The following is a 15284-nucleotide window of genomic DNA, read 5'->3' as shown; positions in this document are numbered from 1 at the left end:
CGAAAGATGCGCGGTAGACCGTCGCTGGTGGTTACGTAATATAATAGGATCGTGTCGTCTAACCGAATGATGCGACCTGCCCCGGATTACGGCTTCGGCCTGCACTGACAATCTGTCAGCCAAAATAACTACCTTTGCGGCCTAAAGCGGTGTGCGATGTATAATGACAACCCTACCCTAGCCAATGTACAGGACAAACAGGTTGACGAAGCCAAGCAGGGCCAAGTCTACGGCGAGGCGGCTACTCAGCCGGCTGCCGGTTCTAAGCAGTTTTATATAGAGAGCTACGGCTGTCAGATGAATTTCAGTGATTCGGAAATCGTAGCCAGTATCCTGGGCGAAGCCGGATACGGGCCGACCCGCGATCTGGAAGCGGCCGACCTGATCCTGATCAACACCTGCTCCATCCGCGAAAAGGCCGAGGAAACCGTTCGCAAACGGCTCCGCGTATTCGATAAAGTCAAGCACCGCAAACCCGGCACCATGGTCGGGGTGCTCGGTTGCATGGCCGAACGGCTCAAGGCCAAGTTCCTGGAAGAAGAAAAACTGGTCGATTTGGTAGTCGGGCCGGATGCCTACCGTGATTTGCCCACCCTCGTAGCCGGGGCGGAGGAAGGGGAAAAGGGGGTCAATGTATTCCTGAGCCGGGAAGAAACCTACGCCGATATCAATCCGCTGCGCCTGCAGAGCAATGGCGTGACGGCCTTTATCTCGATTATGCGGGGCTGCGATAATATGTGCTCCTTCTGCGTCGTACCCTACACCCGTGGACGCGAGCGGAGCCGCAATGCCTTCAGCATCGTGGCTGAAGCCACCAACCTCTTCGACCGGGGTTTCCGCGAGGTAACCCTGCTGGGGCAAAACGTCGACAGCTACAAATGGACCAACCCGGAAACGGGTGAGCTCGTGAACTTCGCGCAGCTGTTGGCCATGACCGCCGCCGTGCATCCCGATCTCCGCATACGCTTCAGCACCAGCCACCCGAAGGACATCACCGACGATGTGTTGTATACGATGCGAGACCACGAGAACATCTGTAAGTATATCCACCTGCCGGTACAGTCGGGCAACAGCCGCATTCTCGACCTGATGAACCGCACCTACGACCGGGAATGGTACAAGAGTAAAATCGATCGCATCTACGAGATCATGCCCGACTGCGCTATCAGCTCGGACGTGATCACCGGCTTCTGCTCCGAAACGGAAGACGAGCACCGCGAGACGCTGAGCATGGTGGAGTACGCGCGCTACAGCATGTCTTACATGTTCTATTACTCCGAACGCCCGGGCACGCCGGCGGCACGCAAGCTGACGGATGATGTCCCGCTCGACGTCAAGAAGCGTCGTTTGCAGGAGGTCATTGACCTGCAGACCACCATCAGCGATGAACTGAACCGCAAGGATATAGGCAAATCGTTCAAAGTATTGATCGAGGGAGAAAGTAAGCGGTCGGACGCCGACTGGAAAGGCCGTAACAGCCAGAACAAGATGGTGATCTTCCCCAAGGTACCCGGTACCCAGCCTGGCGATTACGTCGAGGTATCCGTCCACGATGCCACCAGCGCCACCTTACTCGGTACGCAAATCGCCTAAATCAATCTTTGCCCGAACATCCCCCCTCCCGTCCGGTACATGCAACGGACGACACTTTTTAATGTACACATGGCCAATATTCCCGCCACCAAACGCCGCTACGGCATCGTCGGTCGCTCCCCCGCGCTTGAGAATGCCCTCAACACCGCCCTTCGGGTCGCCCCGACCGATCTGTCCATTCTCATCACCGGGGAGTCGGGGGTAGGAAAGGAAGTCTTCAGCCGAATCATTCACGACAACAGCCCGCGCAAGCACGAGAAGTTCATCGCTATCAACTGCGGGGCCATCCCCGAGGGAACGATCAATAGCGAACTGTTCGGTCACGTAAAGGGCGCCTTTACCAATGCTTCCGGCGACCGCAAAGGATACTTCGAAACTTACGACGGCGGCACCATCTTTCTCGACGAGATCGGGGAAATGCCCCTGGATACCCAGACCTATTTACTTCGCGTGCTGGAGAGCGGCGAGTTCATTCGCGTGGGGTCCAGCACCGTACAGCGTACCGATGTCCGTATCGTAGCCGCCACCAATAGGAAGCTCGACGAGCGCATCCAAAAGGGCAAGTTCCGCGAGGACCTCTTCTACCGGCTGGCGACGGTCAACATCGAATTGCCCAGCTTACGGGAGCGACCGGAGGATATTTACCTGCTTTTCCGGCACTTCGCCAACAACTTCGCCGAGCAACAAGGTTTCGAACCGATCCAGATCGACGAAGAAGCCCGCTGGCTCCTCGAGAACTACCAGTGGCCGGGTAACATTCGCGAACTTAAGAACGTGGCCGAGCAACTGAGCATTCTCGCCGAGAAGCGGGAGCTGACCGGGGTGGATCTCATGACCATGATGCCGAAACTGCGGGAACGCCACTTACCGGCCACCACCCAGAATGGCGATGCCAACGGCATGCAGGAGCGGGAGATCCTGTACAAAGTGCTCTTCGACATGAAGAGCGACCTGAACGACCTCAAGGGATTGATCTTCGAACTGATCCGCAACAACGATCTACGGGTGCCCGACATGGGAAAGATCAGGTCATTACAGCTACCCGGCGCCTATCCCGACGCTGCGGACGAGATCGACCGGCGGGCCGGTGGCGAGGTAAATCATTTCCGTTCCGCCCCGGAGGATCCGATCATCGTGGACAGCAGCCTGCAACGGGAGTACGAGCGGAGTGAAATCGTGGAGGAAGACCTTAGCCTTGCCAATGCCGAGCGGGAGCTGATCCGTAAAGCGCTGAAAAAACACAACGGCAGACGCAAGGAAGCCTCTAATGAATTGGGTATCAGTGAGCGGACACTGTACCGGAAGATCAAGGAGTACGAAATCGAGGACTAAGCCCCCCGGCGCGACGCAAACCTAAGTCGATACGATGGCGTTACAGTCCCGTATCACTAGTAGGCTTATGCAGCAAATTCTCTACACCCCAATCCCTTATGCGTAACGAAGTCAAAATTGGAATCCTGGCCTTAGTGGCTATACTACTGGCCTTTTGGGGTTTCAAGTTTATCCAGGGGAGCAATCTCTTTTCATCATCCCAGGTTTTCTACGTGGAATACACTGACGTAGCCGGCCTCACGGTAGGCACGCCGGTCCAGATCAGCGGGGTGAACATCGGATCGGTCAAGGCCATCCAACTCGACCAGCAGAAAAAGCAGGTCGTGGTCACCCTGGAAGTAAAAAAGAACGTCAACATTCCCGAGAGCACGCAAGCCTATATCACCACGGTCAGCCTGCTGGGCGAAAAGGCGGTCGTGCTTCAATATGACCGCCCATGCTTCGGCGACGGAGACTGCGCCGAAAGCGAAACGTACCTCAACGGAGCCACCAAGGGAATTCTCGCGTCCTTCCTGGGCACGGACCCCGATGCCGACCCAGCCGAAGGCGTAAAGGCGCAGATCGGCGAAGCCGTCGACAGCCTGCAGTGGACGCTTTTCAGTGAAGACAGCAATAACCCCATCGCCCGGGCCTCCCGCGACCTGGCCGTAACGATGGAAAACCTGAAGGGGACCAGCAACCGGCTGGATCGTATCCTGGCCGCCAACAGCCGGGAGATCGAGGAAACCTTCGGCAATCTGGCCAGTCTTAGCCGGACCCTTACGGAAAATGAAGAATCCATCGCCAGCATCCTGCAGAATGCGGACTCGCTGACTGAGAACCTGAGCGGGCTGGAGCTCGATCAATCGATCGAGGAATTTAATACTACTATTGCCAGCCTCCGCAATACCTTGGATGAGGCCGATAGGGCTATCGGCGGCGTCAGTTCGGTGATCGCCGACGTACAGAATGGCCAGGGAACCCTGGGCAAATTACTGACCAGCGACGAGGTGTACAATCAGTTGAACGACGCTACCCTGGCGGCGGACACACTATTCACTGACCTACAGGAGCGTCCATATCGTTACGTTCCCTTCAAGAGTCGCCGTCGCGTCCTCAAGTTCGACCGCAAAGACGAAGCCGCCAACGAGGACGAATAAGCCTACCCTATATGCGCATACTGACCGCCGAAGAGCATCGCCAGCTGGATGCCGCCACCATAGAGCAGGACGGTATCACCAGCCTGGAACTGATGGAGCGGGCCGCCACGGCATGGGCGAAGCGGTTTATGCAGCTCTATCCTGACAAGGACCGAGAAATCGTGGTCCTCTGTGGCCCAGGCAATAATGGGGGTGACGGACTTGTCATCGCCCGTCTCTTGCGCTTTGAGGCGTACACCGTCAGCGTGATGTGGGCCGAAATAGCATCCGGATCGGATGATAACCTTACTAATCGCCGCCGCGCCCGGGATATCGGGGTGCACATCCGCACCCTTAGCGAAGGCGACGCATTACCGACTTTCCGCCGCCACAGCCTGGTCTTGGATGCCCTATTTGGCACGGGCCTTAGTCGGCCGATCGAAGGCTACTGGGGCAGGCTCGTCGAGCATGTGAATGAACAGCCCGTGACGCGAGTAGCCGTCGACCTGCCCAGCGGATTGTATGCGGACCGCCCCTCCGAGGGAGCGATTATCAGGGCCCACCGGACGCTAAGTCTCGGCTACCCTAAACTGTGTCTGTTTGCTCCATCAAATACCGAATTCCTGGGCCACTGGGAACTCGTACGCTTTCGGCTGGCCCGGCCGGCCGAGGCTACCGATGGCGAGGTCCCCAATATCATGCTTAGCCGCGCCCTCGTGCGACCCTTACTGCGGGAACGTAGCGCCAACGACCACAAGGGCACCTTCGGGCATGCGCTCCTGATTGCCGGCAGTTACGGCAAAATGGGGGCCGCCATCATCTCCGCCCGTGCCCTGCTACGGGCGGGCGCCGGATTGGTCACGGCCCACATTCCCCGCGTGGGTTATGAGATCATGCAGATCGGGCTACCCGAAGCGATGTGCATCGTTGACGATCACCGGTACCATTTCACTTCCGCCGAAGGCGTTTCCGACTATGACGCGGTGGCCATCGGCCCCGGTATAGGGAAGGATTCCGCTACGCAAGACGGACTATTCCGATTGATTGAGGACCGCGACGGTCCACTCGTGGTCGATGCCGACGCGCTGAATATATTAGGCGAGAATCCGGATTGGATAGCGCGTCTACCGAAATCGAGTGTCCTGACCCCCCACCCGAAGGAATTCGAGCGCCTCTTTGGCAAAACGGAGAATGACTTCGATCGATGGAAACTCCAGCGGGCGAAAGCACGGGAACTCGGTCTCGTTATACTCCTTAAGACCGGCTATACGACCATTGCCGACCCGAGCGGACAGCTTTACTTCAATACAACCGGGAACCCGGGGATGGGTACCGGGGGCACGGGAGATGCCCTGACCGGCATCATTACCGGCCTGCTGGCACAGGGATATGCTTCCGTCGATGCCGCCCGCCTGGGCGTGTTTCTGCATGGCCTGTCGGGAGACATTGCCGCCCGCGAGTTACAGCAGGAAAGTCTGTTGGCCGAGGACGTCGTCAGCCACCTGGGGCGGGCCTTCGGTAAATTGAAAAAGGGTCGTCAGTAGCCGATCACCCTGCGTAGTACCCACCGCCGTAGCCAAAACGGGAACACCTTCCCGGCCATGGCGTACACTTTCGTATCCGCTCCAACGTAATGATGGACTTGATTACTGTCTAAGCTGGCGTAAATAGCTTCGGCCACATCCTCGGCTGTAAGCCGGATGTCGCGCTCGGGTAGCTTCCGCAAAAACTCCCGGTTCGTAGCCATCATATTGGTGCGTGCGTACATCGGATTGATATCGCACACTCGAATGTCATCCTTTGCCCATCCAATATCCAGGCTTTCCGTAAAGCTGTTGACCGCTCGCTTCGTCAGGCTGTAGGCGACCAATTCGGGATTGCCGTGCAGGGCGGACGCACTACCGAGATTGATCAAGCGAGCGCCGGGAGTGTCGCGCAATAAAGGGTGCGCGTGGTAAGCGACGTTCATTGTACCCCGGAGATTGACGTCCACGATGCGGTGTTCCTCCGCTAGTGCGCGCGACTCGAATTCGCCCACGCCCATAATCCCGGCGTTGTTGAGCAGCACGTCCATACGGCCGTCGGTTCGTTCTCCAAAGAAAGCTACCGCACCTTGACAGTCTTCGGGATCGGTCACGTCCAGTCTACGCGTGCAGCAAACCTCCGGGCCGTATTGATCCGCCATCTCGGTCAGCCCCCGCTCGTCCAGATCGAAGAGTCCTAGGTAATACCCGTGGCGGGCGAATAATTGCGCGCAGGCTCGGCCGAAACCACCGGCCGCACCCGTGATAAATATGGTTTTTGTCATCACCGACCAAGGTAAGCTTCCGCCGAACAAATCCTTCCGGGCCTTAGTAATGTACCGAAAGCTAAAAAGAAGCCCCCCTTGCAAGACGGAATTGACCACAACGACTTAAACGACCTGATGCCCGACGGTTCGATGCAATTAATCGACCCGAGTTTGCCCCAGCTATTAACTATTCTCCCCCTTTCCCAGCGCCCGATCTTTCCCGGCACCGCCCTACCCATGACCTTTTCGGGCCAGGATAAACTGATGGCTATTAAAATTGCCGTCGAACAGCACGACGGCTTCATCGGCGCGGTCCTGGAGCGCGAAAGCGACGACGACGATTACCGGGAGTCAACCTACTACGAAGTCGGTACCGTATACCAGATTATCAAGGCCATGCCGATGGGTCCGAACGGGATGCAGGTGCTCGGTCGAACGATCAAGCGCTTCCGCAAGCAACGGGTCGTCCAGACCGAGCCCAGTCTACGCTGGCGGGTGGAGTACGACAATCAGCCGCAGGTCAAGCCCGACGCTGAACTCAAAGCGTACATGCTAGCCATCAGCTCGGATATCAAGAGCCTGCTCGCGCTTAACCCGTTGTTTCAGGAGCAGGTCAATATGGTGGTCACGCAGCTTAACTACGATAAACCGGGGCAGACCATCGACGTAATCAGTAACCTGGTCAGTTCCGAAAAGGAAAAACTACAGGAACTGCTGGATCTATGGGATATCTCCGAGCGGGCCAAGATGCTGCTCAACATTATTAAGGACGAGCTCCAGGTCGCGAAGATTCAGTCCCGTATCAATAAGCAGATCGAGGAAGGCGTGAACGCCAAGCAAAAAGAGTATTTCCTTCGGGAACAACTCTCGGCCATTCGCCGCGAACTCGGGGAGGAGCAGGATGACGGCGACTCCATTTCGGAGCGTATCATGACTATGCTCGAAGGGAAGGAAATGCCCGAAACGGTCCGCGAGGTATTCGATCGGGAAATGAATAAGCTGCGCACCCTGAATACCCAGAGTCCGGAGTTCAACGTAACCCGCACCTACCTGGAAACCCTGGCCAGCCTGCCCTGGGGCATTTTCAGCCCGGATACGAATGACATCGCCGAGGCCCGCCGCATCCTGGATGCCGATCATTACGGCCTGGAAGATGTGAAGGATAACATCCTCGAGTTTCTGGCGACCATTATTAAGCGCGATTCCGTCGCCGGCAGCATCATCTGCCTCGTGGGCCCTCCGGGCGTAGGTAAGACCAGCATCGGCCAGAGTATAGCCAAGGCCCTGGGCCGGGAGTTTTACCGCTTTAGCGTGGGCGGTATGCGCGACGAAGCCGAAATTAAGGGGCACCGCCGCACCTATATAGGGGCCATGCCAGGTAAACTGATTCAGGCCATCGACCGCGCCAAGAGCAGCAATCCCGTGATCCTGATCGATGAGATAGACAAACTGGGCAGCGGACAGGGTGACCCCGCCTCCGCCCTCCTGGAAGTGCTGGATCCGGAGCAGAATGATTCCTTCGTCGATCACTACCTCGACGTTCCTTACGATCTGTCGAACGTGCTCTTCCTCACTACGGCTAACCAGCTGGATAGCATCCCCGGTCCGCTACTCGACCGGATGGAAATTATCCGCCTCAGTGGTTACATCAAGGAGGAGAAAATCAAAATCGCGCAGCAGTACCTGATTCCCCGCCAACTCAAGGATCACGGGTTCGCTACCGATGAAGTTACTTTCACGCAAGAGGCCCTCAATTTCCTTGTCGACCGCTACGCCCGGGAAGCCGGCGTCCGGAACTTGGAAAAGCAGCTTCGCAAGATCATCCGGAAGCTCGTTCTGAAGCAGGCGGAAACCGATCAGCACACCTTCCAGGTTACACCGGACACCATCAACGAAATGCTGGGGCGTCCGCGCTTTAACACCGAAAAGTTATACGAGCGGACTATACCGGGCGTTGTCCTCGGCCTGGCTTACACCGCCCTGGGTGGGGCTACTCTCTACATTGAGGCCACGGGAATTCCGGCGGAGAATGCCGGTTTCCGCCTCACCGGTCAACTCGGGGATGTTATGAAGGAAAGTGCTCAGATCGCACTGAGCTACGTGCGATCGATCTTGAGCAAGGAAGGATCCGACTTCTTCGATAAGCACCATATCCACCTGCATGTCCCCGCCGGAGCCACCCCTAAGGATGGGCCGAGCGCGGGCATCACGATGGCTTTGGCACTTTACACACTGGCTACGGACCAACCCACACGGGACAGCCTGGCCATGACGGGTGAACTCACCCTTACCGGTCGGGTACTTCCAATTGGCGGCGTGAAAGAAAAAACCATTGGCGCCCGCCGTGTAGGTATAGATACCCTCATCTTCCCGGAGGAGAACCGACGCGACTACGAGGACCTGGACGAATACCTGCGGGAGGGACTAACCGCTCACTTCGTCAAGACCTTCGACCAGGTCCTCGAGGTAGCGCTGGAAACTACGCCGTCTTCTTCCGTTTCCGTGGTGTCTTGAAGAACTCCTTCAGCTGCTTCTCGGTCATGAAGTTGTAGTCCGTCCAGGTTGCAACGGTCGTCTTCTTGATGTCGCGGTAGTCCTTGCCGCGTTTATTGGTGTGCACTTTGATGAGGCGCTTGGTATACCGGATGGCCAGCTGGCGAAGCTCCTGGTTGAACTGCTCGTTGGCGAAGATCTTCATGTAAATCGGAAACTGCTTTCCGGTGAGGGCGAACCACTCGTTGTAATCATCGGTGCCGAGGCTGGCCGCGAAGGTGTCGAAGTAGGCCAGAACGGACTGCCGGATGTTCTCATTGAACTCGCTAAGCCCTTCCTGCTTGAGCACCTCCTCCTGTACCGCTTCCTGCACTTCGGGCTCGGTGTAGCCGTCGTTATGGATTTTGTCCGTCAGGTTGAAGTAGGCGGTGAGGTCGTCGTCGATGTCCCGCTCGACAATCTCACCCAGGTTCAGCTCCTCAAGTTGGCCGAACGTGATCGTAGGATCGTTCTTCAGGCGTAGCATAAAGGCCATTACCTGATCATTGACGCGCTTCGGTTCCGCCTTCCGCTCACGGGTCAATACATCCTTGATGGCCTGCTGGGCATCGCCCTCCGGACTCAGATATGCCGCGTAGATTACGATGGGCTCGATGAGTTCCTTACGACCGGCGAACGCTTCGTTGGTAGCCATGTCGTACAGCGGCCCGGGCAGGGCATCGTTATTCATCTCCTCCTTGCTGACACGGTATAGCAGAAAATCTACCATATGGTCGGTGTGGGAAATGAGTTCGTTCTCGGCGAGCGGGAAGGGGGCGTAGTGGTAGTTCCGACTACGGAATTGCCGTTGATAGCGCTGAAATATTTGCTTGCGGCCATCCGCCGTACGAGCGTTGTCCGCCTTCTGGGTCAGCAGAAATTGCCGTACCCGCTTGGTGGGGATCTCGTCAATGAGACCGGTAACGTAGATGTCACTACTCAGCGCGAAGCCGACCTGCACGGCCTGGCCGATACGGCTGCGCAGTTGATCGAAATTGACGTTGCCGGCGATGTACGAAAGGATTTGCCCGAAGTGATCGTTCTGCCGCGAGTAGAAAAAGAGCTCGTTGATTTGCGGCCGCAGCACGCTGTACCCCAGAACGCGGGGCAGGAACAGGCCCTCGAAGCGGTCGTCCAGCAGGTAGCGCTCGAATGATTCGATCTCAAAGGGGGAATAATGGTTGATCTGCTCGTGGGCCGCCTCCAGTTGGGGTTCAAACTCCGCCTTCAGCGCTTCGTAGTATTCATCTTCCTCTTCTTCCAGGTACTGGGCGAGCGTGGGGCTGGCCTGAATTGCCTCGGCGATCGAATCGAGGTGGGCTTTATAGGTATCGTTCAGTTCGTACATGACGGTCGTTTAGCTTAGCTTAGTAAAAGAAAACCCGGTAGTGCCATTTAAGGCATTACCAGGGTCCGGCGGCTCCCGTGAGCGCGCTTGTGGGGCGAAGATAGGGAAAATGAGCGGCTTAGCGTCGGTTGATCGAAGGTAAAGTGGTTTGCCTAATAATGTTTGAATAGGAATCACCGGCCCCGCTCCCGATCGGCTGTATATAACCTGCGCTCCGCCGCCCACTTCCTAATAGAAGATTTCTGCGGCGGAGCGCAGGTATAAGCCCTGCCAACGGCCGGAAATTTGCCAAAAAGTCGCCATTCCCCCAATCGAACGCAACCGCTGCGGCCTTGCGGAGCAGGCGGTGAGTGTAACAATTCGCAACTGCAATGCATCCATAACGTTATCTTTCCATAAATTCGGTCTCATGTCTATCGCACTTATCGTTATTTTAATACTGGCTCTCCTGATCGTCACGGGTAGCTTTTTCACCGTTCGCCAGCAGAACGCGGCGGTTCTCGAGCGCCTGGGGCGATTTACCTCCGTACGGGGGTCCGGCTTTCACTTCAAGTTACCCTTCATCGATAATGTCGCCGGAAAGGTCAGCCTCAAGGTTCAGCAGCTCGACGTCAACGTGGAGACGAAGACTAAAGACAATGTTTTCGTCAAGCTGAAGGTGGGCGTCCAGTTCGCCGTCGGGCCGGAAAGCGTCTACGATGCTTTCTACAAACTGGATAACCCCTACGAGCAGATCAACTCCTACATCTTCGACGTGGTCCGCGCCGAGGTCCCCAAGATGAAGCTGGACGATGTGTTCGAACGCAAGGACGACATCGCCAATGCCATTAAGTTGGAGCTGCAGGACGCCATGAATAGCTACGGATATAATATCGTTCGGGCACTGGTTACCGATATCGACCCGGATGCCACCGTCAAGGTTGCCATGAACCGCATCAATGCCGCCGAGCGGGAGAAACTCGCCGCGGAGTATGAAGGCGAAGCCGACCGCATCCGCATCGTCGCCAAAGCCCGTGCCGAAGCCGAATCCAAGCGCCTGCAGGGTCAGGGTATTGCCGACCAGCGTCGCGAGATAGCGAAGGGTCTGGAAGAGTCCGTCGACATTCTAAACAGCGTTGGCATCAATAGCCAGGAGGCATCCGCGCTCATCGTCGTTACCCAGCACTACGATACCCTGCAGAGCATGGGCGAAAACGTCAACTCCAACCTGATCATGCTTCCGAACGCGCCCACCGCCGGATCGGATATGCTCGCCAATATGACCGCCAGCTTCATGGCCAGCCAACAGATGGGCGAAGACATGAAGGAACAGAGCGAAAAACTGAAGGCAGAGAAGAAGCGTAAGAAAATCGAACTGGAGCGGTAATTGAAGATACTGGTCACCGGCCCGGAATCAGCCGGCAAGTCCACGCTAGCACGGGGACTCGCCTGGGTTCTGGACGGTATATACGTAGAGGAGCAAGCACGAAGCTATTTACACGCTCGGGGTGGTCACTATACGGCTGAGGATCTTCCCCGGATTCTCGCGCAACAACTGAGCGCCGAGCGTCAGGCTGTTGCCCTAAACTCATCGTTCGTACTGTGTGATACCGGCGCCGAGGTTATTCGGGTCTGGTCGGAGGTAAAGTATGGAGGTTGCGATCCATTCGTACTGAATGCATTTCACGACAGCAGTTACGATCTTACGCTGCTCTGCGCGCCCGATATTCCCTGGGCGCATGATCAGCTGCGCGAATCCCGTAGCCGTGAAGAACGCGAAGCTCTTTTTCATAGGTATCGGTCAATACTGCCCAACGCCATCATCATCGACGAGAAACACCGTCTCGAACGTGCCTTGTCCATTGTGATCGACTATTCAAGGCGCTCAGGAGCCCCTGATGGGATCACTTAGCTATATATTTCCCCGGACTACATGCGAAAGATAACCCGTGCTGCGCAAGGGTTTTTTAGTTTTGCACGTAACCTTCGATTAGTCTACCGGATGTATCCAATGTCGCTATGCAGCGGCTGAACGGTTGCTGACATAGCCCATATACCCCAATAAACGCGTCCGCTCCGTGGCGAAATATCTCCTTCTAGCTTTAGTAGCGGTAGCTCTCGTAGTTCTCCATGCCTTTTACTTCTACGGGCATTTTGGAGCGGACGATATGACGTACGCACAGATGGGCTATGACCTGCTTCATGGTAAAGCCGACTGGACGCATCCATTCACTTACCGCATCATTCCGATAACGCTGCTCGCGGCTTGTTACCGACTCTTTGGGGTGAATGACTGGGCTTCCGCTATTCCGGCGATGACGGCATCATTCTGCATCGCCTGGCTCTTTTATCGAGCCCTCCGCTATCAAGCCTGGTGGGTGCTGGCGCTGGCTATCTCGGCCTACTTCGGCATGCGATGGAACACCTTCTACTCGGACAAAATAATGGCTGACATCCTGGTCAGCGCCTTGTCTCTGGGAGCTTTAGTGGCTTACCTGAATCACCGGTGGCATGGCGCTTCTCCTATCCGCAATGCCGCGCTTGCCGCTCTGCTGCTGTTTCTCGCGTATAACTGTAAGGGTTCGGTCATCCTGTTAGCTCCGGTATTTATACTCCTTTTGCTGCTGGACTTGTGGCGCGGTAGGTCCAAAACGTTCTGGTTCACCTTCATCGGGGTCAACACCGCTCTCCTTCTAGCCTACCTGGTGGCTTGCTACGTTTTTTTCGGGTCGGCGCTAGCACGGTTTCAAGTGATTGAAGCTCATCGCTATTTGAATGAGTGCAGCTACGACATCTTGCCTTTGAGCCATTTAATCGAGCGATTGACCACCGGCTACTGGGCTATGCTGGTCGATTCCCGAATGGTGGTTCACCTTGTCATTGCGATCCTGTTCCTGACTTACCTCTTGATCCGTCGTAGGCTGCGCAGCAGGGAAGCGATCCTGCCGGTAATCGCCATAATGGTCTTTCTCTCCATCAACTTCATGACGATCTCTTTCAATTCCTACAATCCGGTCTGTACCGACCCCCGGCATATCATGCTATTCGGTCCGATCCTGAGTTTGTGCAGCGCGCTTTCCGTAGCCAGCGTGGTTGAGTCATTTGGTCTGCACAAGAAATCACCGTGGTTTGAGATGGGCGTGATTAGTATTTGCATCGCGTTGCTCTATCCCGCATATCAGATCGCGACTTATAGTAAAACCCTCGAGTACGATAAGGTAAAGGCACGTTACGAAGCGGCTTTACCCCGGCTTCAAGGCCCTGCTGTCGTGTATGGCACGCGGGTTACGCGTATGATCAGTCCATACATCCTGGGCTTCAAGCACGAAGAGCAAAAGCTGACTTTCGTTGACTTCCGTGATCTTCCACCCTGCAATGCAATTTCCACCGATACGACGCGATACATTTTGCAGACCTGGTACGCCGACTGGCATTCCAAGGTTGGCAGTACGGAGATCGACACGACGCTGTCGAACAAGGGCTACATCCGCAAACCTTCTGAAGCATCGGTAACCGGACTGGACGTTTACCTGCTGAAATGTGATCCTTAGAAAGGCTTTCTTCAGGAATCGCGCGGCAATCTGGCCAGGATATCCTCGACAAATCGACGGTGGTTCGCCAGGCGAGGTACCTTGTGCTGCCCCCCCAGCTTCCCTTTATCCCGTAGCCACTCCCGAAAAAAGCCCGCGGGCAGCACGGTGAGTTCGTGTCGCGTGATGGCAAAATCGTTGGACCGCTTGGCAGCGTAATTGTTATTCTTATCCCGAAGCGCGCGATCCAGCGTCTGGTTAAAAAGCTCCATGTCCTCCGGCGGTCGCTCGAATTCGATCAGCCAGTGGTGGCGCCCCTTTTTGCCTACCTCGATATACTCCGGTGCCACCGTGAAGTCGCGCACGATAGCGGATGCCGTCTCGCAGGCCTCCATCAGCGCGCTTTCGGCCTCCGACCGCAAAAGGTCTTCGCCAAAGGCATTAATGAATTCCTGCGTGCGACCGAGGATGCGAATGCGAAATGGATCGGTCTCCGTAAATTCAATGAGGTCACCCATCGGGTAACGGTATAGTCCCGCTACCGTCGTTATCAGCATGACGTAGGCCGTATCCGTCTTGACGCCGGACAGATCAACGGCCGCCATTTCGCCACGCTGGTAGGCTTCCCAGGGAATAAACTCGTAGTAGATGCCCGTGGTCAGCAGAAGCAGCATGGTGCGTAGCTCGTCCCGGTCCTGTACGGCGAAGAAGCCTTCGGTGGCATTGTAAATTTCCTGGAAGATGAAGCCTGGTTTTGGAAACAGCCGTTCGAACTGGGCGCGGTAGGGCTCAAAATTGACCCCGCCGTGCTTGAAGGCTGCCGCTTCGGGCCAGACGTCAAGCATATTGTCCCCACCGTGAATTTCCAGGATTCGGCGATACAGTGGCAGGTTCCAGGTGGGAACCCCGCCCAGGATGGTGATGCCCGGTTCATGGGCGGCCAGGTGAGCGATCTTCTCGATCTTGTCTTCGTAGCTGGGTGCGGTAGCCAGATCGATGTCGGGGATATAGAACGGCCGCATGACCCGCGGAATGCTCTTGATGATGATGGCACTAATGTCCGCCTTCGGCAGTCCGGACGGCTGGTGGACGCCCTGGAATGCCCCGCCGATCAACAGGTTCTTATGGCTAAACACCTGAACGGACTCGTCTTTGTCGTACAGGATTGCCAGGCTCAGCCAGCTTCCCTTTAAGTGAATTTCCCGCACCGCGCTCTGGGGCACCGGCAAGTACTTCACCGAGCCGGTCGTGCCGCTAGTTGTCGCAATCCAGGCTGCGGGGTCGGCCGTCAGGGTGGTCAGTTCCCCGAGCAGTATACGCTCGATGTAGGGGGCATGATCGTCATAATTCCGTACCGGTACCCGGTGGGGAAAGCTCTGAAGATCGCGCAGGATCTGGTCAAATTGGTGTTCGCGCCCGAAGGGAGTCGATTGATTGGATCGCAGGATATGCCGCAGGGTCTCCGCTTGCAGCGCCAGCGGCTCCTCATAGTGCGAGCGGATCTCCTTCCGGTACCTGCCCAGGTAGGTCTTGAATAGGGTGTTTACAACGCGGAGCATGAC

Annotated in this window: 11 protein-coding genes; 8 read left to right on the top strand and 3 right to left on the bottom strand. The window is 56.4% G+C overall.

Going from position 1 to position 15284, the window contains the following annotated elements:
• The first annotated feature begins 156 nt into the window (after positions 1-156).
• From miaB to DRW39_RS02190, 4 genes are all read left to right on the top strand, one after another.
• Positions 157-1593, top strand: coding sequence for a tRNA (N6-isopentenyl adenosine(37)-C2)-methylthiotransferase MiaB (gene miaB / locus DRW39_RS02205; protein ID WP_116105344.1), 1437 nt, complete (start codon positions 157-159; stop codon positions 1591-1593).
• A gap of 69 nt (positions 1594-1662) precedes the next feature.
• Positions 1663-2925, top strand: coding sequence for a sigma-54 interaction domain-containing protein (locus DRW39_RS02200; RefSeq protein WP_116105810.1), 1263 nt, complete (start codon positions 1663-1665; stop codon positions 2923-2925).
• A gap of 98 nt (positions 2926-3023) precedes the next feature.
• Positions 3024-4064 (top strand): MlaD family protein, encoded by a 1041-nt coding sequence (locus DRW39_RS02195; RefSeq protein ID WP_116105343.1) that lies wholly within the window; start codon positions 3024-3026, stop codon positions 4062-4064.
• Positions 4065-4075: 11 nt separating this feature from the next.
• Positions 4076-5587, top strand: a complete 1512-nt coding sequence (locus tag DRW39_RS02190; RefSeq protein ID WP_116105342.1) for an NAD(P)H-hydrate dehydratase — start codon at positions 4076-4078, stop codon at positions 5585-5587.
• On the opposite strand, the gene DRW39_RS02185 is transcribed toward DRW39_RS02190, so the two are convergent.
• Positions 5581-6351 (bottom strand): SDR family oxidoreductase, encoded by a 771-nt coding sequence (locus DRW39_RS02185; RefSeq protein WP_116105341.1) that lies wholly within the window; start codon positions 6349-6351, stop codon positions 5581-5583. The two genes, DRW39_RS02190 and DRW39_RS02185, sit on opposite strands and share 7 nt — an antisense overlap.
• 78 nt (positions 6352-6429) lie before the next feature.
• Here DRW39_RS02185 and lon point away from each other — a divergent pair, with 78 nt between their 5' ends.
• Positions 6430-8847 carry an endopeptidase La gene (lon, locus tag DRW39_RS02180; RefSeq protein WP_198664758.1) on the top strand — a complete coding sequence of 806 codons (2418 nt, stop codon included), beginning with the start codon at positions 6430-6432 and terminating at the stop codon, positions 8845-8847.
• On the opposite strand, the gene DRW39_RS02175 is transcribed toward lon, so the two are convergent.
• The gene (locus DRW39_RS02175; protein ID WP_116105340.1) at positions 8813-10213 is read right to left on the bottom strand and encodes a hypothetical protein; all 1401 of its coding nucleotides are present in this window, start codon (positions 10211-10213) and stop codon (positions 8813-8815) included. The genes lon and DRW39_RS02175 overlap by 35 nt on opposite strands.
• A 409-nt stretch (positions 10214-10622) precedes the next feature.
• Between DRW39_RS02175 and DRW39_RS02170 the strand changes: the two genes are divergently transcribed.
• The 3 genes from DRW39_RS02170 (at position 10623) to DRW39_RS02160 (ending at position 13743) form a co-directional block, all read left to right on the top strand.
• Positions 10623-11579 (top strand): SPFH domain-containing protein, encoded by a 957-nt coding sequence (locus DRW39_RS02170; RefSeq protein ID WP_116105339.1) that lies wholly within the window; start codon positions 10623-10625, stop codon positions 11577-11579.
• On the top strand, positions 11580-12104 hold the full coding sequence (locus DRW39_RS02165; RefSeq protein WP_116105338.1) for an AAA family ATPase: 525 nt from the start codon (positions 11580-11582) through the stop codon (positions 12102-12104).
• A 271-nt stretch (positions 12105-12375) separates the two neighbouring features.
• Positions 12376-13743, top strand: a complete 1368-nt coding sequence (locus DRW39_RS02160) for a hypothetical protein (protein ID WP_198664757.1) — start codon at positions 12376-12378, stop codon at positions 13741-13743.
• 11 nt (positions 13744-13754) lie between these two features.
• Here the strand turns inward: DRW39_RS02160 and DRW39_RS02155 are convergent, their stop codons facing one another.
• Entirely contained in the window at positions 13755-15281 is a 1527-nt protein-coding gene (locus DRW39_RS02155) for a GH3 auxin-responsive promoter family protein (protein WP_116105336.1), read from the bottom strand.
• Positions 15282-15284: the final 3 nt, after the last annotated feature.

The sequence above is a fragment of the Lewinella sp. IMCC34191 genome (assembly GCF_003390935.1).
Lineage (GTDB): Bacteria > Bacteroidota > Bacteroidia > Chitinophagales > Saprospiraceae > Neolewinella.
The sequence above is the reverse complement of the archived record's forward strand: the minus strand, read 5'-3'. Positions and strand labels throughout refer to the sequence as shown.

Coding starts and splice junctions, on each gene's coding strand:
- DRW39_RS02160 (WP_198664757.1), top strand. CDS start 12,376: ATGGGCTATGACCTGCTTCATGGTAAAGCCGACTGGACGCATCCATTC.
- DRW39_RS02200 (WP_116105810.1), top strand. CDS start 1,663: ATGGCCAATATTCCCGCCACCAAACGCCGCTACGGCATCGTCGGTCGC.
- DRW39_RS02175 (WP_116105340.1), bottom strand. CDS start 10,213: ATGTACGAACTGAACGATACCTATAAAGCCCACCTCGATTCGATCGCC.
- DRW39_RS02170 (WP_116105339.1), top strand. CDS start 10,623: ATGTCTATCGCACTTATCGTTATTTTAATACTGGCTCTCCTGATCGTC.
- DRW39_RS02190 (WP_116105342.1), top strand. CDS start 4,076: ATGCGCATACTGACCGCCGAAGAGCATCGCCAGCTGGATGCCGCCACC.
- DRW39_RS02195 (WP_116105343.1), top strand. CDS start 3,024: ATGCGTAACGAAGTCAAAATTGGAATCCTGGCCTTAGTGGCTATACTA.
- DRW39_RS02155 (WP_116105336.1), bottom strand. CDS start 15,281: ATGCTCCGCGTTGTAAACACCCTATTCAAGACCTACCTGGGCAGGTAC.
- miaB (WP_116105344.1), top strand. CDS start 157: ATGTATAATGACAACCCTACCCTAGCCAATGTACAGGACAAACAGGTT.
- DRW39_RS02185 (WP_116105341.1), bottom strand. CDS start 6,351: ATGACAAAAACCATATTTATCACGGGTGCGGCCGGTGGTTTCGGCCGA.